Raw genomic sequence first — 22,216 nt, forward strand, 5'->3', positions numbered from 1 at the left:
CGGATCACGCTGCTGAGCCCTTCTGGGCCTTCACCGCAAGCGACCGCTCGTCCGCATGTCACACCCCGTATGCCTGACATGCTCGACACGCACTTCACGCGCGCCTCAGCGCGTCTCGGTCGCGACGAAAACCACCTGGGTCAGTACCTATGACCGCGTTTCGTCGCGCCCTTTCCATTTTTTAGCCTGTTTCGGCTGTTCTCGCGCCGTGCCGGTCTCCGACCGCCGGCCCATCTCTGCAATGACGCATCCCAAAATTCTGCAAAATTCTACGGATTCCAGGTCAGAGAATGATGACGAACCCCACGGGGCATCAAGAATTATCCCTGCCATACATGCTGCGCGCGGCCGTTTTCGCCCAGCCCGACCGGACCGCCGTCTCCTGCGGCGCGGACAGACTGACTTTCCGGCAGCTCGGCGAGCGGAGCGGCGAGCTGGCGGCACGCCTGCGACATCTCGGTGTCACGGCGGATGAACCAGTCGGCATCTTCCTGCCGCCCTCCGTCGACCTCATGGTGAGCGTCTGGGGAGTGCTGTGCGCGGGCGCCGCCTATGTGCCGCTGTCGCCCGAGTATCCGGACGAACGCGTGCGCTACATGGTCGCGGACTCGCGGACCAGGGTCGTCCTGACGGACGCGCCCCTGTCCGACCGGATGGCGGCCCTGACCCCACCGGATACCCGCATCCTCACCGTCACGGGGGACGACGGCGCCACAGGCGTACTTGATCCGGAGCTCGTCGTACGGGGTGATGACCTCGCGTATGTCATCTACACCTCCGGAAGTACCGGCCGCCCGAAGGGCATCGGGATCGAGCACCGCGGCATCGTCCATCAGATGCGCTGGCTCGCCGATGAGCAGGGGCTCGACCGGACGAGGACGGTGCTGCAGAAGACGCCGCTGAGTTTCGACGCGGCGCAGTGGGAGATCCTCGCCCCGGCCTGCGGCGCGACCGTGGTGATGAGCGAACCGGGGGTCTACGCCGACCCCGGCGGACTCGTCGACCTGATCCTGGCCAACGGCGTGACCACACTCCAAGGCGTGCCGACCCTGCTGCAGGCGCTCGCCGACACGGGCCGACTGGCCGACTGCACGTCGCTCACGCAGGTCTTCAGCGGTGGCGAGGCGCTCACCAGGAGTCTGGCGACCGAACTTCTCGACGCGCTGCCCGGCTGCGAACTGGTCAATCTGTACGGCCCGAGCGAGTGCACCATCAATGCCTCGTCCCACCGTGTGGACCGGCACGCCCTCCGGCAGAGCCCCGAGCACGTGTCCATCGGACGGCCCGTGCGCGGCATGCGCTTCCACATCCTCGACGCCGAACGGCGGCCGGTCCCGTCGGGCGAGTCCGGTGAACTCTACATAGCGGGGCCCCAGTTGGCCCGAGGGTACCTGAACAACCCCGAACTGACCGCGGACCGGTTCGTCCCCGGCAGCGGTGCGGCCGACGCCACCCGCCTCTACCGCACCGGAGACCTGGCCCGCTGGAACGCCGACGGCACGGTGCAGTTCCTCGGCCGCACCGACAGCCAGGTCAAACTGCGCGGCTTCCGGGTCGAGCTGGACGAGATCAAGGTGTCCGTCGAGAGGCACGACTGGGTGAAGTCCGCCACCGTGCTGGTCCGCGACGACGCGCGGACCGGAGCCAACCTCGTCGCCTTCGTCGAACTCGACCCCGACCGGGCCGCGTTGATGGACCAGGGCAACCACGGCGCCCACCACCAGTCCAAGCAGAGCAAACTGCAACTCAAGGCGCAGCTCGGCAACTTGGGCGTACGCGAGGACGAAGGGCTGCCCGTCGTCGGCTTACCGGGGCGGGCCGCCACGGCCGGGCAGCGCCGCACCGTGTTCGCCCGCAAGACGTACCGCTTCTACGAAGGCGGCCCGGTCACCCGCGACGACCTCCTGACCCTGCTCGCCCGCCCGGCCCAACGGGCCGCCGCACCCCGCGACCCGGCCACCCTCACCCGGGACGAACTCGGCTCCCTGCTCCGCTACTTCGGCCAGTTCCCCAGCGGCGAGCGCCTTCTGCCCAAGTACGGCTACGCCTCTCCCGGCTCCCTCTACGCCACCCAGCTGTACCTGGAGCTGTCAGGCATCGCCGGACTGGAGGCGGGTCACTACTACTACCACCCGGTCGACCACCACCTCACACTGATCGCACCGGCTCCCACGCCCGCTGCCACCCGGGCCGCGCCCAGGATGCGGGTCCACTTCGTCGGGCGCCGGTCCGCCATCGAGCCGGTCTACCGGAACAACATCCGAGAGGTCCTCGGGTTCGAAGCGGGCCACATGATCGGCCTGTTCGACCACGTGCTCCCCGAGTACGGGCTGCGCGTCACCGCCCGCGCGGACGAACCCGGCATCAAGGACGTGCTGCGCTGCCCGGACGAGGACCTCTACCTGGCCACGTACGAGATCGAGACGGCCGCGGCGCCCGCCGGGCCCCACCCGGTCGACCTGTACGTGCAGGCGCACCCCGGCCGGATCACCGACCTCGCCGAGGGCCACTACAAGTACCGGGACGGGGATCTGGAGCGGGTCTCCGACGGGCTCATCCGCAAGCAGGACGTCATCGCCATCAACCAGGAGGTCTACGCACGCTCCAGTTTCGGGGTCACGATGATCGGGCGGGCCGCGGCGCCCTGGCAGCGCTACGCCGACCTCGGCCGGGAGCTCCAGCGCCTCCAGCTGAACGGCATCGGCCTCGGTCTCATGTCGTCCGGCTACAGCTCGGAGACCGGGCATCCGCTGGCGTCGGCGCGGCGCATGACAGCGCTCCTCGGCGTGGGCACGGGCGACACGGCGTCCTATTTCGCCGTGGGCGGCCGCATCAGTGAGGAGCAGCGCCTCAGCGAGGGCATGAAGGAGGACTCCGTCCACATGCGGGGTCCCGCCGAGATCCTCAAGGAGAACCTCGCCGAGACCCTGCCGCCGTACATGGTGCCCAACCGGGTCACCGTCCTCGACTCGTTCCCGCTCACCCCCAACGGCAAGATCGACCACCAGGCCCTGCGCGAGCTGGACCGGGCCGCCGTCGACGACGCCGACGCACCGGTCGTACCACCGCGCACGCCCACCGAGGAGGCGGTCGCCGCGCTGTGGCGCGAGGTGCTGCGACAGGAGCGGGTCTCGATCCGGGACGACTTCTTCGCCGTCGGCGGCCATTCGCTGACCGCGGTCAACCTGGTCGGCCGCATCAACCGGGAGCTGGGCAGTTCCCTGCCGCTCCAGGTGCTGTTCGACGCGCCGACCGTCGCCGGTCTCGCCCGGCTCGTCGACCGTACGCCCACCACCGCGCTGTCCCGTCTGGTGCGGCTCGGCGGCGCGGACGACGGACGGCCGGTCTTCTGCTGGCCGGGACTCGGCGGCTATCCCATGAGCCTGCGGCTGCTGGCAGGACGGCTCGGCCTCGCCCGGCCGTTCCTCGGTGTCCAGGCGTACGGCATCAACCCGGGCGAGCGCGCGTACCCGACGTTCGAGGAGATGGTCGCCAAGGACATCGAGCTCATCCGGCAGGCGCAGCCGAAGGGCCCGTACACGCTGTGGGGGTACTCCTTCGGGGCCCGGGTCGCCTTCGCGGTGGCCCGGCAGCTGGAACAGGCCGGGGAGCGCGTCGACGAGGTGATCCTCATGGCGCCCGGCAAGCCACCCGTGGAGGTGCGCGACGGTGCGCCCGCCGAGGCGACGGTCGACTTCACCGACCCCGCGTTCGTGGCGATCCTCTACTCCGTCTTCGCGGGGACCATCCAGCGGTCCGCGATCGCCGAATGTCTGGCGTCGACCCACGACGAGGAGTCCTTCATCGCGTGCCTCTGCGACCGGTTCGAGCAGCTGGACCGCGAGCTGGTGCGCCGGATCGTCGGCGTGGTGCGGCTGACGTTCCTGTTCGAGTACGGCCCCGAGGACATGGCCGGGCACCGGGTCACGGCGCCGGTCACGGTGTTCCGCGCCGCCGGCGACCAGGACTCGTTCATCGACCACGGCCACGGTCACGGCCACCCGCTGACGGCCACGCCTCCCCGGATCCACCGGCTGCGGGCCGACCACTACGCACTGCTGCGCGCGCACGGAGTGGACGAACTCGTCACCGCCCTGCGCGACGCGCGCCTCACCCGAAAGGTCATCCCGGTGCCCCACGTGAACATCAAGCACTTCCCGAACAACCTCGAAGAGGCCCAGATATCGGCGCTCGTGGACGCGATCACGAGCGCGGTCAGGACCGCCTTCTCCGTCGACGAAGGGGTGGTGTCCATCGCCCTGGAGCCCGTGGCCCAGGACGTGTGGAACGAGCGGGTCTACATCCCGGAGATCGTCGAGGATCCCGGCCACCTCATCAAGAGCCCGGACTACTGAGGGGGCTGATCCCATGCGGAAGACCGTCATCAGGGCGCGGGAGGACCTCTCCATGATCGTGGAGCGGGACCCCTCGATCCACACACGCACACAGGCGCTGCTGCACCCCGCGCTGCCGGCCCTGTGGGCACACCGGGCGGCACACGTCCTCTACACCCGTCGACGACGTCAACTCGCCCGTCTCATCGCCTACTTCGCACGAGCGGCGACCGGCGGCGTCGAGATCCATCCGGGTGCGCGGCTCGGCCGCCGCGTGTTCATCGACCACGGCGCCGCCGTCGTCATCGGGGAGACCGCCGAGATCGGCGACGACGTCACGATCTTCCACCAGGTCACGCTGGGCGCGGTGGGCTGGTGGCGGGACGGGCGGCGCGCGCCGGGCGCCCGCCGCCACCCCGTCGTCGGCGACCGGGTGGTGCTCGGCACCAACGCCATCGTCCTCGGCCCCGTCACCGTCGGCGACGACGCCCTGATCGGCGCGGGAGCACTGGTCCTGGGCGATGTGCCGTCCCGGGCCCGCGTGACGGCCCCCGTGGCCGCGGTCGCCGTACCGCTGTCGGCCGCGGAGCGCGCCGAGTCGGAGCAGCTGCTCCGGACCCTGGCCACCGCCGGGTGCTGGTGACGGCCCGCGCACCTCGTACTCATCCACACAGCAACGGACTTCACCCCGGCGACGAGCCGGTACGCCAACGGAGGCACAGAATGATCCACGTCGGAGTCCTGGAGAGCAATCTCTCCGGTTCCGGCTTCGAGGGCCTGCAGATCATCAAGGAACTCGACTGCCGCGTCACCTTCTTCACCCGCGACCTGGAGCGCTACCTCGCGGTCCCGGGCGGACCCGCCTACTTCGACCGCTACGTGGACACCATCGTCCGGTGCGAGACGAACGTCTACGAAGAGCTCCTGCCGCACGTGCACGCCGCCGGGGCCGAGCAGCCCTTCGACGCGTTCCTGACCCTGGCCGAGTACGACGTGGTCGTGGCCGCCGAGGTCGCGGTCCACCTCGGGCTCCCCACCGTCAGCGTCGACGGTGTCGCCACCGCACGCAACAAGGCGCTGATGCGCCGCCGCTGCGCCGACCTCGGCGTGCCCATCCCGGAGTTCCGCACCGTGCGGACGCCCGACGAGGCAGCCGTGGCCGCCGCGGAGGTCGGCCTGCCCTGTGTGGTGAAGCCGGCCGACGAGACGAGCAGTGCGGACGTGCGTCTCGTCGACACGCCGGAGCAGGCCGCCGAACACGTCGCCCTGATCCGCTCCCGCGCACAGAACACCCGCGGCCAGGCCCGCCACGACGAGCTGATGGTCGAGGAGTACATGAGCGGCCCCGAGGTCAGCGTGGAGGTGCTCGCCGACGGCGACCGGTACGAGGTGTTCGGGGTGACCGACAAGTCGGTCGTCGGGCTCGGCCACTTCGTCGAGCTGGCCCACACCTTCCCCTCCCGGCTGCCCGATCCGCTCGTACGCGCCTGCGGCGATCTGGCCGTGGAGGCGTTGCGGGCGGTCGGCTTCGACCTGGGCATGGCCCACGTCGAGGTGAAGCTGACGGCGTCCGGGCCCAAGCTCGTCGAGATCAACCCGCGGCCCGCCGGCGGGAAGATCACCTACCTCGTCGACCGGGCCCTCGGCATCAAGTCCCTGGAGCTGGTGGCGCGGCAGTATCTGGGTCAGCCGCTGCCCGACCCCGTGCTGCCGCCGCGACCGGTCGGAGGTGCCGCGATCCGCTATCTGACCGCGCAGCCCGGCCGGGTGGTGTCGGTCGCCGGGCGGGAGCGCGCCGCCGCGCTGCCCGGTGTCGAGGAAGTCGTCGTCAAGCCGGAACCGGGTTCTGTCGTACGGGAGTTGAGGCGCAACGGCGACCGGTCCGGTCATGTGCTCGCGGTGGCGGAGACCGCCGAGCTGGCGGCGCGCACCGCGGAGGCGGCCGTCCAGGAGATCGGGATCCGCACCGTGCCGGTCTTCCGGCGTCCGGTCGCGGACTCCCTCGTCGACCTCATCGGCGGCACGCCGCTCCTGCGGCTGCCGGTGGACCGGATCGTGGACGGTGCCCCGGCGGACGCCGACGTGCTCGCGAAGCTGGAGCTGTTCAACCCCTGGTCGAGCAGCAAGGACCGGGCCGCCCTCGCGATGCTGCGGGGCGCCGAGAGGCAGGGGCTGCTCGTGCCGGGCTCCGGCACCGTGATCGAGGCGACCTCCGGCAACACCGGTATCTCGCTGGCCGCTCTGGCGGCGGACCGCGGCTACCGCTGCGTCATCGTGCTGCCGGACAACGCGACCCGGGAGCGGCTGGCCATGCTGCGGTCGCTCGGCGCCGAGGTGGTGCGGACCCCGCACTCCGGCGGCTACCGGGCCGCGGTCGAGAAGGCCGAGGAGCTCCACCGGCGGACGCCCGGCTCGTGGTTCTGCCGCCAGCACGACAACCCGGACAACACACGGGCGCACTACGAGACCACGGGCCCCGAGATCTGGAGTGACGTCGGCGGACGCATCGACGTGTTCGTCTGCGGGGTGGGAACCGGCGGTACGCTCAGTGGCGCGGGGCGATATCTCCGCGAGAGTCACCCCGCTGTGCGGATCGTGGCGGTGGAGCCTGCGGGCTCGCCGCTGCTGTCCGGCGGTGAGCCCGGTGCGCACGGCATCCCGGGCTTCAACGGCGGCTTCATCGCGCCGACCACGCAGCAGAGCCTCATCGACGAGGTGATCACGGTGTCCGACGCGGACGCCCTGGACACCACCCGGCGGCTCGCACGCCACGCCGGTCTGCTGGCCGGTGTCTCGGGCGGCGCGGTCGTCCACGCGTCCGGGGTGCTCGCAGCCCGGCCCGAGTACGGGGGCCGGCGCATCGTGACGCTGCTGCCCGACACCGGCGAGCGGTACCTCAGCGTGCTCGCCCATGAGAACACCCCGGGCGGTGCCCGATGACTGCTCCCTTACCCCTGACGAGCTGGCACACCGGCGAGCGGCCGCGCCTGCTGATGGTGATGCCCTACCGGCAGTTCGTGCGCAAGGCGCGGGCCGAAGGATTCTGGGTCGGCGCGATCTGGGACCCGCGGCTCGAGACGCCCGGCTATCTCGACGACGTGCGCGCCGCCGCGGACCTGTTCGTGACGGTGGACTTCACGGACCGCGAGCTGCTGCGGCGCACCCTGCGCGACGTGGCGACGGAACACCGTGCGTCGGTGATCCTCCACCTCGGCAGGGAGGAGACGATGGTGACGGCCCACGAGGTCGCCGAGGAGCTGCGCGCCGAGGTCAATCCGGCGTCGGCGATCCGCTTCCTCTCCGACAAGCACGCGATGCGTGAGCTGCTCGCGCGGCGTGAACTGTCCCCGGTGGTCCACGCGTCGGCGCCCACCAGGAGCGAGGTTCCGGCCGCGGTGGAACGCGTCGGTCTTCCCGCGGTCGTCAAGCCGGTCGCGTCCGCGGGCAGCAGGGGCGTGTTCCTGTGGCGGGAGCCGCGTGACCTGGCGGCCTGGACGGCGCTCGTGGACACGTACGGCTATGCCGGTCCCTTCCTCGTCGAGGAGTATCTGCGCGGTCCCGAGTACAGCGTGGAGACGCTGAGCCAGGACGGCGTGCACCGGGTCGTCGGCATCACGGAGAAGGTGCTCGGGCCGCCGCCGCTGTTCGTGGAGGTCGGGCACGTCCATCCGGCGCCGCTGCCCCCGGAGCGCGCGCAAGCCGTCGCGGAGCTGGCGGTCCGCTTCCTGACCGTGTGCGGGTACCGGTTCGGGCCCGCGCACACCGAGGTGATCTGGACGGAGCGGGGGCCGCGCATCGTCGAGTCGCAGGCCCGGCTCGGCGGCGACCGCATTCCGCGGCTCGTCGAACTGGCCGGCGGACTCGACGTCGAGCGGGCGATCTTCGCGGGTCTTGCGGGCGCACCGCCCGAGGTGCCGGAGCCGACGGCGACGGCGGCCGTGCGGTTCTTCACCTTCCCGCCGGGACGCGTCGACGCGATCCGCGGCCTGGAAGAGCTCCAACGCCGCTCGTACGTCGATGAGTTGACGCTGCGGCTGCGTCCCGGCGACACCATCGACGCGGTACGTGACTCCAAGGCACGCCAAGGGCACGTCATCGTCTCGGGCGCCACGCCCGAGCAGGCCGAGAGCCGCCTCGCGGAGGCCCTCGCCACCCTTGAGGTCGTCGTCGACGGGACGCCGGTCCGCGCGGACGGCCGGACCGCGGAGGCACCGGCCGGAGCCGACGCCCAGGTCGTGTTCGTCGGCTACAACGCGGCGTACCTGCGCGCCATCGACGGGAGTGTTCCCGACGGGTCCGTCGTGGTCCTCGAAGAGCCCGACATCATCCGCAAGCGGGACCTGCGGGACGCGGCGGCGCGCTTCGGCTGCCTCGACCGGATCGTGCCCGCGCACTACCAGCAGTCGGCCGGGGCCCTGGATCTGGCGGCCGACCTGGAGGCACGACGCCCGGTGGCGGCCGTCGTGCCGGGCCTGGAGTACGCGGTGCCCGCGGCGGCCGCGCTTGCCGAGAAGCTCGGGCTGCCGGGCGCGACCGAGCCCGCCGCGCAGGCGCTGCGGGACAAGGTGCGGCTGCGCGAGGTGTGCGACGCGGGCGGCGTCCGCGGTCCGCGCTGGCGCGAGGTGCACGGGCCCGAGGACATCCTCGCCTTCGCGGGCGGAGGGCCCGTCGTCGTCAAGCCGGCCAACCGGCAGGCCAGCGTCGGCGTGCAGCTCCTCGACTCCGTCGACGCGGCCACGGCCGCGGCGGCGTGGGAGCGCACGTCGTCCGCCGCCGAGTACGAGCAGGTGCCCGACCGGCACATGAAGTGGCGCTTCCTGGCCGAAGAGCGCCTGCGCGGGCCCGAGTACAGCGTCGAGGCCCTGGTACGGCAGGGCGAGATCATCTTCCACAACGTCACCGCCAAGACGGTGGTCCCGGGCCCGTACCCGGTGGAGCTCGGCCATCTGCTGCCCGCCCCGCTCGACCGGGACACCCGGGCCGCGTTCGAGGAGGCCATGCGGGCGCTCGTCGCCGCGACCGGCTACCGCACCGGGATCCTGCACGCCGAGTGGATCCTGACCGCGTCCGGTCCGGCGCTGGTGGAGTGCGCGGGGCGCTGCCCCGGCGACTACCTGATCGACCTCAACGACCTGGCGTACGGCACGCGGATCCGGCTGGCCCTCATCGACCTGCTGGCCGGCCGCCCGGTCGCCCTCCCCCGCACCGCGCAACGCGCCTCGGCCATCCGGTTCCTGGCCGCCGGACCCGGCACCGTCACGGCGGTCGAGGGGACGGACGCGGCACGGGCGCTGCCCGGCGTACGGACGGTGGAGATCGACGTCGAGGCCGGGCAGGAGGTCCGGACCTGGGCGTCCTCGTGGGACCGCGCCGGACACGTGATCGCGACAGGGCCCGACGCGGACAGCGCGCGCCGACGCGTCCTCGACGCGGCCGCGGCCATCCACATCACCACGGAGTGAGGAAGCAGATGTCTGTTCTCCGGCAGCGCGTCCGGGGGTGGCCGCGATCCATCCCCGGCGGACGGGTCGGCCTGCGGCTGTCCGTGATGGCGATGATCGACGCCCTCGGCACGGGCGCCTTCCTGGCCGTCTCCGTACCGTTCATCACGCGGTCCGTCGGGCTCTCCGTGGGCGAGCTGAGCCTCGGCCTGACCCTGTCCGCCGCGATCGCCCTGGCCACGGCCGTCCCCATCGGCATCCTCGCCGACCGGATCGGCCCGAAGAAGGTCCTGGTCGGCGTCAGCCTGTGGCGCTGCGGCTGCTTCGTCCTCTACCCATTCGTCCAGAACCTGTGGCAGTTCCTGACGGTGGTGTGTCTGCTCGGTCTGGTCGACAAGGCGGCGGCGCCGATGGAACAGGCCCTGGTGGGGCAGGTGACGGCGACCGACGACCGGGTCAGGGTGGTCGCGGTGCTGCGGTCGCTGCGCAACGTCGGCTTCACCGTCGGCGCTCTCCTCGGCGGGGTCGGGCTGCTGATCGACACCCGGCCCGGCTACGCCGCGATCCTCCTGCTCAACGCCGCCTCGTTCGCCGTACTCGCACTCCTCGCCCACCGGCTTCCGGTGCTCGGCACCCCGGCGAAGAGCCTGCGGCGCCGCTTCTCCGTCGACGCGCTGCGCGACGCACCGTTCCTGTCGTTCACCGGGATCAACGCGGTGCTCACGATGCACATGACGCTGCTGAGCATCGGCATCCCGCTGTGGATCGTCGAGCACACGGAGGCCCCGGCCGCGGTGATCTCACCCCTGGTGGCGGTCAACACCGTGCTCGCTGTGGCGCTGCAGGTGCGCGCGAGCCGCGGCACCGAGACCATCGCCGGTTCCGCGCGGGCGCTGGTGCGGGCGGGCATCGCCCTCGCCGTCTGCTGCCTGCTCCTGATCGCCGCGCCGAAGCCGCCCGTCCTCGTGGCGGTCGGCGTGCTGGTCCTCGCCATGGTCGCGCTGACCGCGGGCGAGCTGTTCCAGTCCGCCGGCGGCTGGGGCGGTTCGTACCTGCTCGCGGCGCCCGGCCAGGAGGGCGTCTATCTGTCGGTCTTCTGGCTCGGCGTGGCCGTCCAGCAGATCGCGGCACCGGTCGTGGTCGGCCTGGTCATCACGGCGGGCAGCGCCGGATGGGCCGTGCTGGCCGCGCTGTTCGCCGTCTGCGGCCTCGCCGCGCCGCTCATCGGCCGGTGGGCGCAGGCCCGCGCCGCCATGAACCCGCAACTCGGTCAACCCGTCAGCACGTGATTCCAGGAGGGATCCATGTCCGTTCCGCTGTACGTCCCCGCAGGTGAAGGCGAATACGTCGACATCCGGGACACGAAGAGGACGTATCTGAAACTCACCACGCCCGACTCCAACGGGGAGTTCGGCTTCTTCGAGCACCACATGGCCCCGGAGGCGAAGGGCGCGGCCCCGCACATCCACAAGCAGTCCACCGAGATGTTCTACGTGGTCAAGGGCGAGATCGAGTTCACCATCGGCGACCGCAAGGTCGTCGGCGAGCCGGGCGCGTTCGCGTACGTCCCCAAGGGCGAGCCGCACGGCTTCACCAACCGGGGCACCGAGGACGCCACCCTGCTGATCATGTTCTACCCGATCTACAACCGTGAGGACTACTTCCGCGGCCTCGGCCGGCTGACGGCCAACGGGCGCAATCCCAGCATGGAGGAGCTGCGGGAACACATGGCGAAGTACGACCAGTTCATGGTCTGAGCGGGAGGAGGGGGCCGGGGCCGGCATCAGTCGGCCCCGGCCCTCCCTTTGCGGAAGCGCCACTGCAACTCGCGTACCTCGTCGGCCAGTTCGGGGAACGGCCCGTCGACCTCTACGCCGGGTACGACGTCCTGGATGGTCAGCGGGCTCAAGGGCGAGGTGACGGGCACGCCCCACTCCGCCTTCCACTCCCGGGCCTGCCGGGACGAACTCGCGTACACGATGCGGCCGAGCCCGACCCAGCCGTGCGCCGCCGCGCACATGGGGCAGTGCTCGCCCGAGGTGTACACGGTCGCCGCGGCGCGTTCCTCCGGGGTGAGGTGGGTCGCCGCCCAGCGGGCGAGGGCGAACTCCGGGTGGGCGGTCGGGTCTCCGGTGGTGGACTCGCGGTTGCGGTCCTCGGCCCTGACCGTGCCGTCCGCGTCGACGATCACGGACCCGAACGGCCAGTCACCGGCCTCCAGCGCCTCGGCCGCCAGCTCGATGCAGCGGCGCAGGTGGGGCAGGTCGCGGTCGTGAGGTGCCACGGGTGCTTCCTCTCTCGGTGGGCGGTCGGGGGCTATGTCCGGTGGGCGGCCACGACCGCCAGCGCCTGCCAGGCCTTCTCCGGCTGGAGAGTCTCGTGCGGATCACCGTGGTACGGGTCCAGCAGCACCGTGTCGGCTCCGGCGAGGCGCAGTTCCTCCATGTCCTCCAGGAGCTGTTCGAGGGAGCCTTCGCCGGCGCGCCGGTCCGGGTCGTCGACCGGTTTTCCGGTGAGCCGCAGCCGGATCCGCGGCGCGAGACCCGGCATGGGCCGGCCGAGCTCGGCGGACATGCCCTTCAGTCGCACCAGCGCATCCCTGAACCAGGGCATCGTGAACCTCAGCGGATGCCAGGGGGCACCGAACCGCAGGGCCCGGCGCATGGCCGCGTCGCTGTTCCCGCCGATCCAGATCGGTAACTGCCCCGAGCGGTAGTCGGCTTCGTTCTCCCAGGCCTCCCGCAGTGTCCGCAGGTGTTCGTCGGTCAGCGCGCCGCGCCGCTCGAAGGGGACGCCGAGCGCCTCGAACTCCTCCCGGGCCCAGCCGACCCCGACGCCCAGGATGAGCCGCCCGCCGCTGAGCTGATGGAGGTTGGCGGCCATGCGGGCGACCAGGAGAGGGTGCCGGTAGGGGGTGATGAGCACGGTCGTGCCCAGGTCTATCCCGGTGGTGATGCCCGCCATCCAGGCGAGGGTGGTGAAGGGTTCGTAGAACGGCGCGGGATACTGCTCGGCCACGTCCGGCGTGACCACCACGTGGTCGGACATCATCAGCAGTTCGAAGCCGAGTCCTTCCACGGTCTCGGCCCAACGGGCGAGGTGTTCCGGGTGCGTCCCCGGCCCGAAGTTGGGGACGTTCACACCTATCCGCATGGGCGTCACCCTAGGAGTCCGCGGTCCCGGTGGCTACGGAGCGTACGCAATCGGTCCCAGATCGCCCGGAGGTTCCGGTTCCAGCGCACCGCATCCGACACAATCGCCCGCATGGAGATTTCCGAGCACATTCACATAGTCGCCGAAGAAGGCCAGTTGCTGGCCCGGGCCGCCGCGGAGGCGGGGACCGACGCCAAGGTGCCGACCTGTCCCGACTGGCAGGTGCGGGATCTGTTGCGGCACGTCGGGATGGTGCACCGCTGGGCCGCCGCGTTCCTCGCCGAGGGGCGCACCTCGTACCGGCTCGGCGGCGAACTCCCCGACCTGGACGGCGACCCCCTCGTGGCGTGGTTCCGCGAGGGCCACGCCGCTCTTGTCGCGACGCTCGAATCGGCCCCGCCCGACGTCGAGTGCTGGACCTTCCTGCCCGCGCCCTCGCCGCTGGCCTTCTGGGCCCGGCGGCAGGCGAACGAGACGACCGTCCACCGGGTGGACGCCGAGTCCGCGCGCGGGGGCACGCCGTCGCCGCTGGACGTCGCCTTCGCCGTGGACGGCATCGAGGAGCTGCTGTTCGGGTTCCACGCCCGCGGGAAGAGCCGGGTGCGCACTGATGTCCCGCGGGTGCTGCGGGTGCGGGCGACGGACGGGCGGACCTGGACCGTACGTCTGTCCGACGGGCCTCCGGTCGCCGAACACGGTGCGACGGCACCCGCCGACTGCGAGGTCTCGGGACCGGCGACGCGGCTCTACCTGGCGCTCTGGAACCGGCTGCCGTTCCCTGAGGTGACGGGCGACACCGCACTGGCGGAGCTGTGGCGGGAGAAGTCCGCGATCGTCATGGGGTGACGCGAGCAGCGGGCGGGGGCCGTCGGCTCGGGGGTGTCAGCTCGTGGAGGTGTCGAGCATCCGCCCGAGGACGGCCCGCTGCAGCGGCCGCACCTCCCGGTGCAGTGCGCGCCCCTTGTCGGTGAGGGATACGCGTACGCCCCGACGGTCCTCGCTGCACATGCCGCGCTCCACGAGACCGTCCTTCTCGAGGCGTCCGATGAGACGGGAGAGCGCGCTCTGGCTCAGGTGGACCTGCGCGGAGATCTCCTGCACACGGAACGTGCACCCGCCGTCGTCCGACGATCCCTCGGCCAGCACGTCGAGGACCTCGAAGTCGCTGGCGCCCAGACCGTGCGGGTGCAGCTCCCGGTCGAGCTCGCAGAGGGTGCGCGCATGCACCGCGAGGATGCCGCGCCACTGATCCACGAGCCCCTGCTCGCGCGCCTCGAGCCCCTGCTCGGCCGTTTTCGCCGCCATGGAACCGCACGTTAGCAGAGTTCCGACCGTTCATTGCACCAGCATTAAATGCATACGCATCCAACGTGGTCAGGTGCGGTCCCGGCCGGCCGAGGCCCTGAGGGCGGCGATCGTGAGCGCCACGACCAGCAGCGAGGCGAGGGCCGCGATCGCCGCGGACAGGGTCGGCAGCGGCGCCGTCACCCGCTCCGGCCGCAGGACGAAGGCGAGCGTCCGCGAGTCGAACCGGTCGTCCACCAGATGGGCGACGGTCAGCGCTCCGGCCACCAAGGTGCCCGCCACGGCCACGAGCGGCGAGCCGCTCAGGCACAGCGCCAGGCCCGCCACGGCGCAGACGACGGAGACGCCCAGCGCCCCGGCGAGGCCGACGGCGGGCGCGCCCGACCAGGTCAGCGGGAAGTGGGCCGCCGCGCAGAGCAGGAGCAGTACGCCCGCCACGCGCCGCAGCCACACCAGCGAGGTCCGGGTGCGCACCTGCGCGGCCGGAGCTTCGGGAGCGGTCGGCGCGGAAGCGGTGCGGGCCGGGGCAGTGGTGGTGTTCCTGGCGTCGGAACCGGCACCGCCCTGAGCGGAGTTGCTGCCCGGAGCGGCGTCCGTGCCGGTGGCCGCGGCACTGTCGACGGACGGCACGCCCGGGGCGCCACCGCTCTGCTCCCGCAGGCTGCCGATCAGCTGCATCAGGTCCTCGACCGACCGGGACGTACCCGCGGCGTGCACCACCTCGGCGCCGCTGTGCGGGTCGTGCGGAGGACGGGACAGGAGGTGGACGAGCCGGCTCACCTCGGGGATGGGGCGTTCCTCGGCGGCGTGCCGGATGGCCTCGTCCATGTGGTCGGCGGGGTGCTCCGGCGGGCCGAGGAGCTCCACCAGCCGGGTGACGTCGTCGACGGAACGGGCCACGGCCGCCAGACGGAGGACGGAGGCGGCGGTCGGCATGCCGTCGGGTGACTGCTCCAGGAGGGTGACCAGGTCGACCACGTCGTCCAGCGGCCTCGACACCACGGCGACGCGTATGAGCTCGTCCACCGCGTCGTCCTCGGCATCGGGCGCCGCGGGTTCCCGGGGCCCGCCCTCGGCGGCCTCGACGGGCCGGTCCCGCTCGGGCGGAGCGCCGTCGGCGACGTCCGCGACCGGTTCCCTCTCCGGGACGGCCTGGTCGGTGGTGTGGCCTGCCGGGTGCTGCCAGGGGGCGGGTTCCACGCGGGTCGGGACGCCGAGCTGCGCGGTGCCCCAATGGACCGACGTGGACACCAGCGGTTCGCCGGTCCCGGACGTTTCCCCTGCGGCGGAGAATGACTCAGCGGCCATGTCGTCTCTCCATTTCAGCGGGACACTTTCGCCCCGCACATGAGCGTGTATCCCGTTGTATGCACGCTTCATGCGGGCCGCCACTGGAGGGGGCCTGTCGGCGGCACGCACGGCATCCGCGCGTGTCCCCGTACGCGACCGGGCCATTGCCCGCGGGGAACGCGCACCGCACACTCGGAGGATGGGGCGAAGGACGCAGGCACAGCGCGACGCGGACACGGTCGAGATCGCCTACGCGCTGTTCGTGGCGGCGTCCCTCGCCGGAGGCACGGTGCTCGCGGTGGCGTCACCCGCGTTCTTCTTCGGTGTGCGGTCGCCCGGCGAGGGCACGCTGGTCCGGGCCGGCGCGATCGCCGGGGCCGTCGTCTTCTTCACGGTCCTGGCGGCCATCCTCCTGCGCCACGGTCGGGCCGCACGGCTGGACGACGAGCCGGATCAGCCCGGCCGACCGGATCAGCCCAGCCAGCCGGGGCGGACGAGGCCCGACTCGTAGGCCAACACGACGAGTTGGGCGCGGTCCCGGGCGTTCAGCTTCACCATGGTCCTGCTGACATGAGTCTTGGCCGTGAGCGGGCTGACGACCAGACGGCGCGCGATCTCCCCGTTGGACAGGCCGATGCCGACCAGGGCCATCACTTCCCGCTCCCGTTCGGTCAGGCCCCCGAGGGTGTCGGCGGCCGCGGGCTCCTTGGAACGCGCGGCGAACTCCGCGATCAGACGGCGCGTCACACCAGGTGACAGCAGAGCGTCCCCTTCGACCACCGCCCTTACGGCTCGCAGCAGTTCGTCCGGCTCCGTGTCCTTGACGAGGAAGCCCGACGCTCCGGAGCGGATCGCCTCGAAAACGTACTCGTCGAGTTCGAACGTGGTCAGCATGACCACCTTCACGTCGCCGAGACCGGGTTCGCCGGTGATCTGGCGGGTGGCGGCGAGCCCGTCGAGGACCGGCATGCGAATGTCCATCAGGACGACGTCGGGGCGCAGTTCCCGCACCATCCGCACCGCCTCGCCGCCGTCCGCGGCCTCCCCGACGACACCGATGTCCTCCTGCGCGTCGAGCAGCGCCTTGAAGCCCGCTCTGACCAACGACTGGTCGTCGGCGAGCAGTACGCGGATCACTGGTCCTCCCGAGGTGTGGTGCGGGCCCGGGCATCCTCACCCGCCGCCCGTGGCAGTACGGCGGTCACGCGGAAGCCGCCGTCCGGGCGCGGGCCCGCCTCGATCGTGCCACCGAGGGCGGCGGCGCGCTCCCGCATTCCGGCGAGTCCGTTGCCGCTGCCGCCCGCGTCGGTGCCGGTGGCGGGCCCGTCGTCGTCGATCCGCAGGGTGAGGGACGACGCTTCGTGGCGCACCAGCACGCGCGCGTGACGCGAACCGGAGTGCCGTACGACGTTGGTCAGCGCTTCCTGGATGATCCGGAACGCGGCGAGGTCCGTGCCGGGCGCGAGCCTCAACGGACCGCCCTCCGTGGCGACTTCGACGGCCAGGCCCGCGCTGCCTGCCTGCTCGACGAGTTCGGGCAGCCGGTCGAGTCCGGGCGCCGGGGCGCGCGGCGCGTCACCGGGGGCACGCAGGGTACCGAGGACCTGCCGGACCTCGCCCAGCGCCTCCTTGCTGGCGGCCTTGATGGTGGTCAGGGCGGTGCGGGCCTGTTCCGGGTCGGAGTCGAGCAGTGCGAGGCCCACGCCCGCCTGCACGTTGATGACGGAGATGCTGTGCGCGAGGACGTCGTGCAGCTCGCGTGCCATCCGCAGCCGCTCCTCGTCCGCCCGGCGCTTCGCGGCCTGCGCGCGCTCAGCCCGTTCCTTCGCCCACTGCTCACGGCGTACGCGCACGAGCTCGGAGACGGCGACGATCGCCACGACCCAGACGGCGGCGGCCAGTTCCTCGCTCCAGGGGCGGGCGCCGTCGTCGCCGGGCGGCAGCCACCGGTACAGCCAGTGGGCGATCAACAGATGTCCCGCCCACAGCCCGCCGACCGCTCCCCAGGCCGCCCGGCGGTGCCCCGCGACGATCGCGGCGAAGCAGCCCACGGCGACGGCGAGGAAGACCGGGCCGTAGGGGAACCCGGCGGCGACGTAGGCGAGGGTGATCGCCGAGGTGGCGTACACGACCGGCACGGGATGCCGGTGCCGGAACAGGAGCACCGCCGTGGCCAGGAACAGCAGAACCCGCGCGAAGGTGCCGAGGTCCTGCCGGTCGGGCTGGCCGTGCTCGGCGAACCGGGAGCCGACCTGCACGAAGACGGTGAGCGCGGCGGTGGTCAGCCAGGGCAGACGACGTGCCGTCCGGGCCCCGGATCCCGTCGGTCCGTCGGCGGTCCCGGAATTCCACCAGGGCGGTCCGTGCCGCCACAGGGGCGGCCCGCCCGGGTTGTTCTCGCGCTGCTCGTCCATGACCGTCACGCTAGACCGGGGCGGGTGGCGCGGGCGTCCGACGGGCGAGGTGATCACGCGTACTCCCCCGGGAGTAGGCGGGGCGCGCCCCGAGGCGCCGGGACCCCTCAGCCCAGGGTGAGCAGGACGATGGCCACGACGGCGCCCACCAGGCCGGTCGTCTGCGCGCGCGTGACTCGCTCGCTCTACCCCGCGACGCCGAGCACGGTCGGCACCGCGGGGTAGAGGGAGGCCAGCACGACGGCGATGGCCAGCATCTGCTGCTGGGCCGCCCACAGATAGAGGATGAGACCGAGGGCCGCTCCCGCGCCGATCAGTACCGCGAGGCCCGACAGCCTGGCGGGCTGACGGAACGCGGCCGGGCCACGCCGGCACTGGCGATGAGCCCGTCCACGGGGACGCGCGAACCGGGTGCCGGTTCGGCCGCCTGAGCGTCTGTCCGTCCGCTGCCTGCCCGTCCGCCGCGGGCTCCTCCCGCGGAGACGAGCCAGAGCGCGGGTACGGTCACGCCGATGCCGAGCCAGGCCAGAGCCGTGGGCCGGTCGCCCAGGAACAGCACGCCGCACAGCACCGACAGCGCCACGCCGGTGACGGCGCTCCCGACACCGGACGCCGCTCCCCAGGCGAAGTCCACGGCCCGGACGGAACCCACGGGCACGGTCGCCGCGAAGGCGCCCCTTCCCCCGGAGTGCCCCGCAGGCCACTCCTGACCCGCGCGACTACTTGGTGGTGTGCGTGGGGTAGACCTGTACGTCGGCGGCGATGCCCTTGATCGCTCCGGCACCCGCGGGCCACTTCAGGGTGACGGTGTGGGTCTCGTTCGGGGGCGTCACCAGGAGATGGGTCGGGGACGCCATGCTCTCGCCGCTGTCGTCGATGTCGTAGGCCAGGTTGAAGACGGCGGCGTCGCCGGGCTTCAGGGTGGTGACGCGGGGCTGGGCCTGCCCGCGCCCGGTGGAGCTGGACGTGCCGTCGGCGTCCTTGATGTCGACGCCGGGGAAGCCGGTCGCGGAGCAGGTCGTGGAGCCCCGGTTGACCATGGTGATGTCGATGCGGCCGGTCTTCTCGTCGGGCGCGGCGTCCTGCGCGTCGATGGCCAGGTCCTTCGTCTTGCAGGACGTGACCTTGGTGCCACCCGACGTGCCTCCGCCGTTCGTGGCGTCGGCGCCGCCCTTGGAGTCCTGCCCGGAGCCCGACGGCCCCTGACCGGCCTCCGAACCGCCGCCCGAGGACGAGGAGGACGAGGACGAGGACGAGTTGGAGGTCGCGGCGCCCTGGGAGGAGGCGTCCGCCCCGGAGTCGTCACCGTTGCAGGCGGTGAGCGAGAGGGCGGCGGCGAGGCCGAGGGCGGCGAAGGCGGCGATGCGGGTGTGCTTCATGCTGTTCCCCCAGAGAGGCATGGCGCAGAGCTGCGATGCGATGCGATGCATTGCGCTGCGCTGCGCTGTGCTGCGTGGCTTGCGGTCGGAACTATTTGTAACTCGCACCGAGTTACAGCCGGTCCCCCACGAAGTCTTCGTTCCGTCACAGGCGCTGCCCGCATCGACGTCCCGCTGCCCGGATGGACCACCGGCCCCTCACCTTCGGGCAGCTCCGCCTCATCCCTGCCGCAGCAGCCCCACCCCGTGCGCCAGCTGCGTCACCGCGTGCGAGAAGAAGGCGGGGCGGTCCTCGACGATGCGGTTGAACTGGCCGAACACCTCGAACCCCACGAGCCCGAAGAGCTGCGCCCACGCGGCGACCATCGCCGTGATCGTCGCGGGCGGCAGGTCGGGCGCGATGTCCGCCGCGAGCCGTTCGCCTTCCGTGCGCAGCCCGGCGGGCAGCGGTTCGTAGGCGACACCCCTGCCCTGGTGGGCGTCGCGCACGATGCCGATGAGCACCAGCCCTACGCGCGACGCGGCCCGCACGGTCGAGTCCGGCGCGCTGTACCCCGGTACGGGCGAGCCGTAGATGAGCGCGTACTCGTGCGGATGCTCCAGCGCCCAGGCGCGTACCGCCTCGCACACCTTCGTCCACCGCCGCACCGGTTCCTGACCGGCCGCCGCCGCGTGCGCGTCCTCGGCGGCGGCGCCGACCGCGTCGTACGCGTCGATGATCAGCGCGGTCAGGAGGTCGTCGCGGCTGGGGAAGTAGCGGTAGAGGGCCGAGGAGACCATGCCGAGCTCGCGGGCGACCGCGCGCAGGGAGAGCTTGGCGGCGCCGTCGGCCGCGAGCTGCTTGCGTGCCTCGTCCTTGATCGCCGCGGTCACTTCTTCGCGGGCGCGGGCGCGGGCTCCTCGGGTGGCATTGGCGTTGGCGTTCGTGCTGCTGCTGCTGCTCATAAGGGCCCAGTGTGCCACGCCTCCAGAGCAGTGCACACAAACGAGAGCAGCGCACGCTAGAAAGAGCAGTGCGCACGAGCGTGAGCACTGCTCTTGCTTCGGGGCACCGATGTCGTGCACACTGCTCTCAAGCGAGAGCAGTGCTCTCGAATTCGGCTCCCCAGGAGGGCACCATGTCCACGACCCCCACGCCGTACTACCTTGAGGGCAGCCGGCTCAACGTCCGCTTCAACAGCGTGATCGGCTGGCTCGCGCGGCACGGGGTCAGCCTGATGGGCAGCGCCGAGCTCTCCGTCCGGGGGCGCAAGAGCGGCAAGATGCAGCGGATCCCCGTCAACCCGTACACGTACGACGGAGACCGGTGCCAGTACCTCGTCTCGGCGCGCGGGCACTCGCAGTGGGTGCGCAACATGCGTGTCGCCGGCGGCGGTGAGCTGCGGGTGGGGCGCAAGGTGCGGGAGTTCACCGCCGTGGAGGTGCCCGACGCCGAGAAGCTGCCGCTGCTGCGCGGCTACCTGGAGAAGTGGGGCTGGGAGGTCAACCAGTACTTCCAGGGTGTGACCGCGAGCTCCTCCGACGAGGAGCTCCTGGCGGCCGCACCGGATCACCCCGTCTTCCGGATCACCGTGCGGAACAAGCGGTAGGTGGACGGGGTGGAAGGAAGAGGGACGACGGCCGCTAGCGGTCGTCCTTCTCGCCCCGCGCCTGCAGCACCCGCCCCACCATCGGATGCGTACGCACCAGCTCGCCCAGCGTCGTCGAGCCGCGCGTGATCCTCGCGAACGCGTTCCACGCGGGCCGGAACCCCGTGATCGCCGTGTGCAGCATGCCGGGGCGGCGCTCGAAGGCCTTGAGCATGCGGCGGCCGACGCTCATCTCCACGCCGAGGCCGGCCTTGATGGCGAAGGCGTAGTTCAGGGCCTGGCGGCGCGCGTCCACCGCGTCGTGCGCCTCGGCGATCCGCACCGCCCACTCCCCCGCGAGCCGCCCCGAGCGCAGCGCGAAGGAGATGCCCTCGCGGGTCCACGGCTCCAGGAGGCCCGCCGCGTCACCGCAGACGAGGACGCGGCCGCGGGAGAGCGGCGAGTCGTCGGCACGGCACCGCGTCAGGTGCCCGGACGAGATGCTTGGCTCGAAGCCCGCGAGGCCGAGCCGGGCGATGAAGTCCTCCAAATACCGCTTGGTGGCCGCTCCTTCGCCACGCGCGGAGATCACACCGACGGTGAGGGTGTCGCCCTTGGGAAACACCCATCCGTAACTGCCCGGCATGGGTCCCCAGTCGATGAGGACCCGGCCTGCCCAGTCCTCTGCGACGGTCTCGGGCACCGGGATCTCGGCCTCCAGACCGAGGTCGACCTGGTCCAGCTTCACGCCGACGTGCGCGCCTATGCGGCTCGCGCTGCCGTCGGCACCGACCACCGCCCGTGCCAGGACCGTCTCGCCGCCCTGCAGCACCACGGCGACGGTGCGCCGGTCGGGCACCTCGGTGCCGTGCTGCTCCACGCGCGCGACGGTGACGCCGGTGCGCAGCTCGGCACCGGCCTTCTGCGCGTGCTCCACGAGCTGCTGGTCGAACTCGGGACGGTTGATCAGCCCGAACAGCATCTGCCGTGAGCGGCGGGTGCGGCTGAACTTGCCGTCGAGGGTGAACGTCACCGCGTGCACCCGGTCGCGCAGCGGCAACTCGAAGCCGGGCGGCAGGGAGTCGCGCGAGGGGCCGATGATGCCGCCGCCACACGTCTTGTACCGAGGGATGTCGGCTTTCTCCAGGAGGAGGACCGTACGTCCCGCGACCGCCGCCGCATAGGCCGCCGAGGCCCCCGCAGGGCCGGCTCCGACCACGACGACGTCCCACACGTGCCGGGTGTCGTCCGCTGAGTTCTCGCTGCTCACGTTGGTCTACCGCTCCTGATCCCGCTGTTGGCCGCGCTTTCCCCCGGCATCCTACGGCGGAC

The 22,216-nt window shown here is 71.9% G+C and carries 19 protein-coding genes and 1 pseudogene; 10 read left to right on the forward strand and 10 right to left on the reverse strand.

The window, feature by feature from the left end; all coding sequences use genetic code 11:
- Window positions 1-335 precede the first annotated feature (335 nt).
- The 7 genes and pseudogenes from DEJ49_RS03325 to DEJ49_RS03350 all read left to right on the forward strand — a co-directional run bounded on the left by DEJ49_RS03325 (window position 336) and on the right by DEJ49_RS03350 (window position 11,532).
- Window positions 336-4,355 (forward strand): amino acid adenylation domain-containing protein, encoded by a 4,020-nt coding sequence (locus tag DEJ49_RS03325; RefSeq protein ID WP_223832708.1) that lies wholly within the window; start codon window positions 336-338, stop codon window positions 4,353-4,355.
- Between the two features lie 13 nt (window positions 4,356-4,368).
- Window positions 4,369-4,977 (forward strand): serine O-acetyltransferase EpsC, encoded by a 609-nt coding sequence (gene epsC / locus DEJ49_RS03330; RefSeq protein ID WP_150182300.1) that lies wholly within the window; start codon window positions 4,369-4,371, stop codon window positions 4,975-4,977.
- 80 nt (window positions 4,978-5,057) lie between these two features.
- Window positions 5,058-5,942: pseudogene (locus tag DEJ49_RS36270) on the forward strand (ATP-grasp domain-containing protein); the annotation flags it as partial.
- Window positions 5,943-6,038: 96 nt separating this feature from the next.
- Window positions 6,039-7,274: a pyridoxal-phosphate dependent enzyme gene (locus DEJ49_RS36275; protein ID WP_411757225.1), complete on the forward strand. Its 1,236-nt coding sequence runs from the start codon at window positions 6,039-6,041 to the stop codon at window positions 7,272-7,274.
- Window positions 7,271-9,796: an ATP-grasp domain-containing protein gene (locus DEJ49_RS03340; protein WP_150182302.1), complete on the forward strand. Its 2,526-nt coding sequence runs from the start codon at window positions 7,271-7,273 to the stop codon at window positions 9,794-9,796. The genes DEJ49_RS36275 and DEJ49_RS03340 overlap by 4 nt, the downstream gene beginning before the upstream one ends.
- An 8-nt stretch (window positions 9,797-9,804) precedes the next feature.
- The gene (locus DEJ49_RS03345) at window positions 9,805-11,064 is read left to right on the forward strand and encodes an MFS transporter (RefSeq protein ID WP_150182303.1); all 1,260 of its coding nucleotides are present in this window, start codon (window positions 9,805-9,807) and stop codon (window positions 11,062-11,064) included.
- A 15-nt stretch (window positions 11,065-11,079) separates the two neighbouring features.
- Window positions 11,080-11,532: a cupin domain-containing protein gene (locus tag DEJ49_RS03350; RefSeq protein ID WP_150182304.1), complete on the forward strand. Its 453-nt coding sequence runs from the start codon at window positions 11,080-11,082 to the stop codon at window positions 11,530-11,532.
- A gap of 26 nt (window positions 11,533-11,558) precedes the next feature.
- Here the strand turns inward: DEJ49_RS03350 and DEJ49_RS03355 are convergent, their stop codons facing one another.
- Both DEJ49_RS03355 and DEJ49_RS03360 read right to left on the reverse strand, forming a co-directional pair.
- Window positions 11,559-12,059: a nucleoside deaminase gene (locus DEJ49_RS03355; protein ID WP_150182305.1), complete on the reverse strand. Its 501-nt coding sequence runs from the start codon at window positions 12,057-12,059 to the stop codon at window positions 11,559-11,561.
- A gap of 32 nt (window positions 12,060-12,091) precedes the next feature.
- On the reverse strand, window positions 12,092-12,928 hold the full coding sequence (locus tag DEJ49_RS03360) for an LLM class flavin-dependent oxidoreductase (protein ID WP_150182306.1): 837 nt from the start codon (window positions 12,926-12,928) through the stop codon (window positions 12,092-12,094).
- A 111-nt stretch (window positions 12,929-13,039) separates the two neighbouring features.
- On the opposite strand from DEJ49_RS03360, the gene DEJ49_RS03365 reads away from it, so the two are divergent.
- Window positions 13,040-13,774, forward strand: coding sequence for a maleylpyruvate isomerase family mycothiol-dependent enzyme (locus DEJ49_RS03365; protein WP_150182307.1), 735 nt, complete (start codon window positions 13,040-13,042; stop codon window positions 13,772-13,774).
- 36 nt (window positions 13,775-13,810) lie between these two features.
- Here the strand turns inward: DEJ49_RS03365 and DEJ49_RS03370 are convergent, their stop codons facing one another.
- Together DEJ49_RS03370 and DEJ49_RS03375 are read right to left on the reverse strand one after the other, a co-directional pair.
- On the reverse strand, window positions 13,811-14,233 hold the full coding sequence (locus tag DEJ49_RS03370; protein ID WP_150182308.1) for a MarR family winged helix-turn-helix transcriptional regulator: 423 nt from the start codon (window positions 14,231-14,233) through the stop codon (window positions 13,811-13,813).
- A gap of 69 nt (window positions 14,234-14,302) precedes the next feature.
- Window positions 14,303-15,541 carry a hypothetical protein gene (locus DEJ49_RS03375; protein WP_150182309.1) on the reverse strand — a complete coding sequence of 413 codons (1,239 nt, stop codon included), beginning with the start codon at window positions 15,539-15,541 and terminating at the stop codon, window positions 14,303-14,305.
- A 181-nt stretch (window positions 15,542-15,722) separates the two neighbouring features.
- Here DEJ49_RS03375 and DEJ49_RS03380 point away from each other — a divergent pair, with 181 nt between their 5' ends.
- A complete protein-coding gene (locus DEJ49_RS03380; RefSeq protein ID WP_150182310.1) occupies window positions 15,723-16,034 on the forward strand; it encodes a DUF6332 family protein in 312 nt (103 codons plus the stop codon).
- Here DEJ49_RS03380 and DEJ49_RS03385 read toward each other — a convergent pair.
- The 5 genes from DEJ49_RS03385 to DEJ49_RS03405 form a co-directional block, all read right to left on the reverse strand.
- Window positions 15,995-16,660: a response regulator transcription factor gene (locus tag DEJ49_RS03385; RefSeq protein ID WP_150182311.1), complete on the reverse strand. Its 666-nt coding sequence runs from the start codon at window positions 16,658-16,660 to the stop codon at window positions 15,995-15,997. The two genes, DEJ49_RS03380 and DEJ49_RS03385, sit on opposite strands and share 40 nt — an antisense overlap.
- A complete protein-coding gene (locus tag DEJ49_RS03390; protein ID WP_150182312.1) occupies window positions 16,657-17,937 on the reverse strand; it encodes a sensor histidine kinase in 1,281 nt (426 codons plus the stop codon). Before DEJ49_RS03390 ends, DEJ49_RS03385 begins: the two co-directional genes overlap by 4 nt.
- Window positions 17,938-18,250: 313 nt before the next feature.
- The gene (locus DEJ49_RS03395) at window positions 18,251-18,571 is read right to left on the reverse strand and encodes a hypothetical protein (protein WP_150182313.1); all 321 of its coding nucleotides are present in this window, start codon (window positions 18,569-18,571) and stop codon (window positions 18,251-18,253) included.
- Between the two features lie 85 nt (window positions 18,572-18,656).
- Window positions 18,657-19,316 (reverse strand): DUF4232 domain-containing protein, encoded by a 660-nt coding sequence (locus tag DEJ49_RS03400; protein WP_150182314.1) that lies wholly within the window; start codon window positions 19,314-19,316, stop codon window positions 18,657-18,659.
- A gap of 219 nt (window positions 19,317-19,535) precedes the next feature.
- The gene (locus tag DEJ49_RS03405; RefSeq protein WP_150182315.1) at window positions 19,536-20,261 is read right to left on the reverse strand and encodes a TetR/AcrR family transcriptional regulator; all 726 of its coding nucleotides are present in this window, start codon (window positions 20,259-20,261) and stop codon (window positions 19,536-19,538) included.
- Window positions 20,262-20,434: 173 nt separating this feature from the next.
- Here DEJ49_RS03405 and DEJ49_RS03410 point away from each other — a divergent pair, with 173 nt between their 5' ends.
- Complete coding sequence (locus tag DEJ49_RS03410) at window positions 20,435-20,905, forward strand: nitroreductase family deazaflavin-dependent oxidoreductase (RefSeq protein ID WP_150182316.1); 471 nt, start codon at window positions 20,435-20,437, stop codon at window positions 20,903-20,905.
- Window positions 20,906-20,939: 34 nt separating this feature from the next.
- Here DEJ49_RS03410 and DEJ49_RS03415 read toward each other — a convergent pair whose 3' ends face one another.
- A complete protein-coding gene (locus tag DEJ49_RS03415; RefSeq protein ID WP_150182317.1) occupies window positions 20,940-22,154 on the reverse strand; it encodes a geranylgeranyl reductase family protein in 1,215 nt (404 codons plus the stop codon).
- Between the last annotated feature and the right edge of the window lie 62 nt (window positions 22,155-22,216).

The sequence above is a fragment of the Streptomyces venezuelae genome (assembly GCF_008642335.1).
GTDB lineage: Bacteria > Actinomycetota > Actinomycetes > Streptomycetales > Streptomycetaceae > Streptomyces > Streptomyces venezuelae_F.

Bases quoted from the DNA above. Each gene is read 5' to 3' on its own strand.
- DEJ49_RS03325 (WP_223832708.1), top strand. From the start codon at position 336: ATGCTGCGCGCGGCCGTTTTCGCCCAGCCCGACCGGACCGCCGTCTCC.
- epsC (WP_150182300.1), top strand. From the start codon at position 4,369: ATGCGGAAGACCGTCATCAGGGCGCGGGAGGACCTCTCCATGATCGTG.
- DEJ49_RS03400 (WP_150182314.1), bottom strand. From the start codon at position 19,316: ATGAAGCACACCCGCATCGCCGCCTTCGCCGCCCTCGGCCTCGCCGCC.
- DEJ49_RS03370 (WP_150182308.1), bottom strand. From the start codon at position 14,233: ATGGCGGCGAAAACGGCCGAGCAGGGGCTCGAGGCGCGCGAGCAGGGG.
- DEJ49_RS03365 (WP_150182307.1), top strand. From the start codon at position 13,040: ATGGAGATTTCCGAGCACATTCACATAGTCGCCGAAGAAGGCCAGTTG.
- DEJ49_RS03390 (WP_150182312.1), bottom strand. From the start codon at position 17,937: ATGGACGAGCAGCGCGAGAACAACCCGGGCGGGCCGCCCCTGTGGCGG.
- DEJ49_RS03405 (WP_150182315.1), bottom strand. From the start codon at position 20,261: ATGAGCAGCAGCAGCAGCACGAACGCCAACGCCAATGCCACCCGAGGA.
- DEJ49_RS03410 (WP_150182316.1), top strand. From the start codon at position 20,435: ATGTCCACGACCCCCACGCCGTACTACCTTGAGGGCAGCCGGCTCAAC.
- DEJ49_RS03340 (WP_150182302.1), top strand. From the start codon at position 7,271: ATGACTGCTCCCTTACCCCTGACGAGCTGGCACACCGGCGAGCGGCCG.
- DEJ49_RS03350 (WP_150182304.1), top strand. From the start codon at position 11,080: ATGTCCGTTCCGCTGTACGTCCCCGCAGGTGAAGGCGAATACGTCGAC.
- DEJ49_RS03360 (WP_150182306.1), bottom strand. From the start codon at position 12,928: ATGCGGATAGGTGTGAACGTCCCCAACTTCGGGCCGGGGACGCACCCG.
- DEJ49_RS03345 (WP_150182303.1), top strand. From the start codon at position 9,805: ATGTCTGTTCTCCGGCAGCGCGTCCGGGGGTGGCCGCGATCCATCCCC.
- DEJ49_RS03380 (WP_150182310.1), top strand. From the start codon at position 15,723: ATGGGGCGAAGGACGCAGGCACAGCGCGACGCGGACACGGTCGAGATC.
- DEJ49_RS03375 (WP_150182309.1), bottom strand. From the start codon at position 15,541: ATGGCCGCTGAGTCATTCTCCGCCGCAGGGGAAACGTCCGGGACCGGC.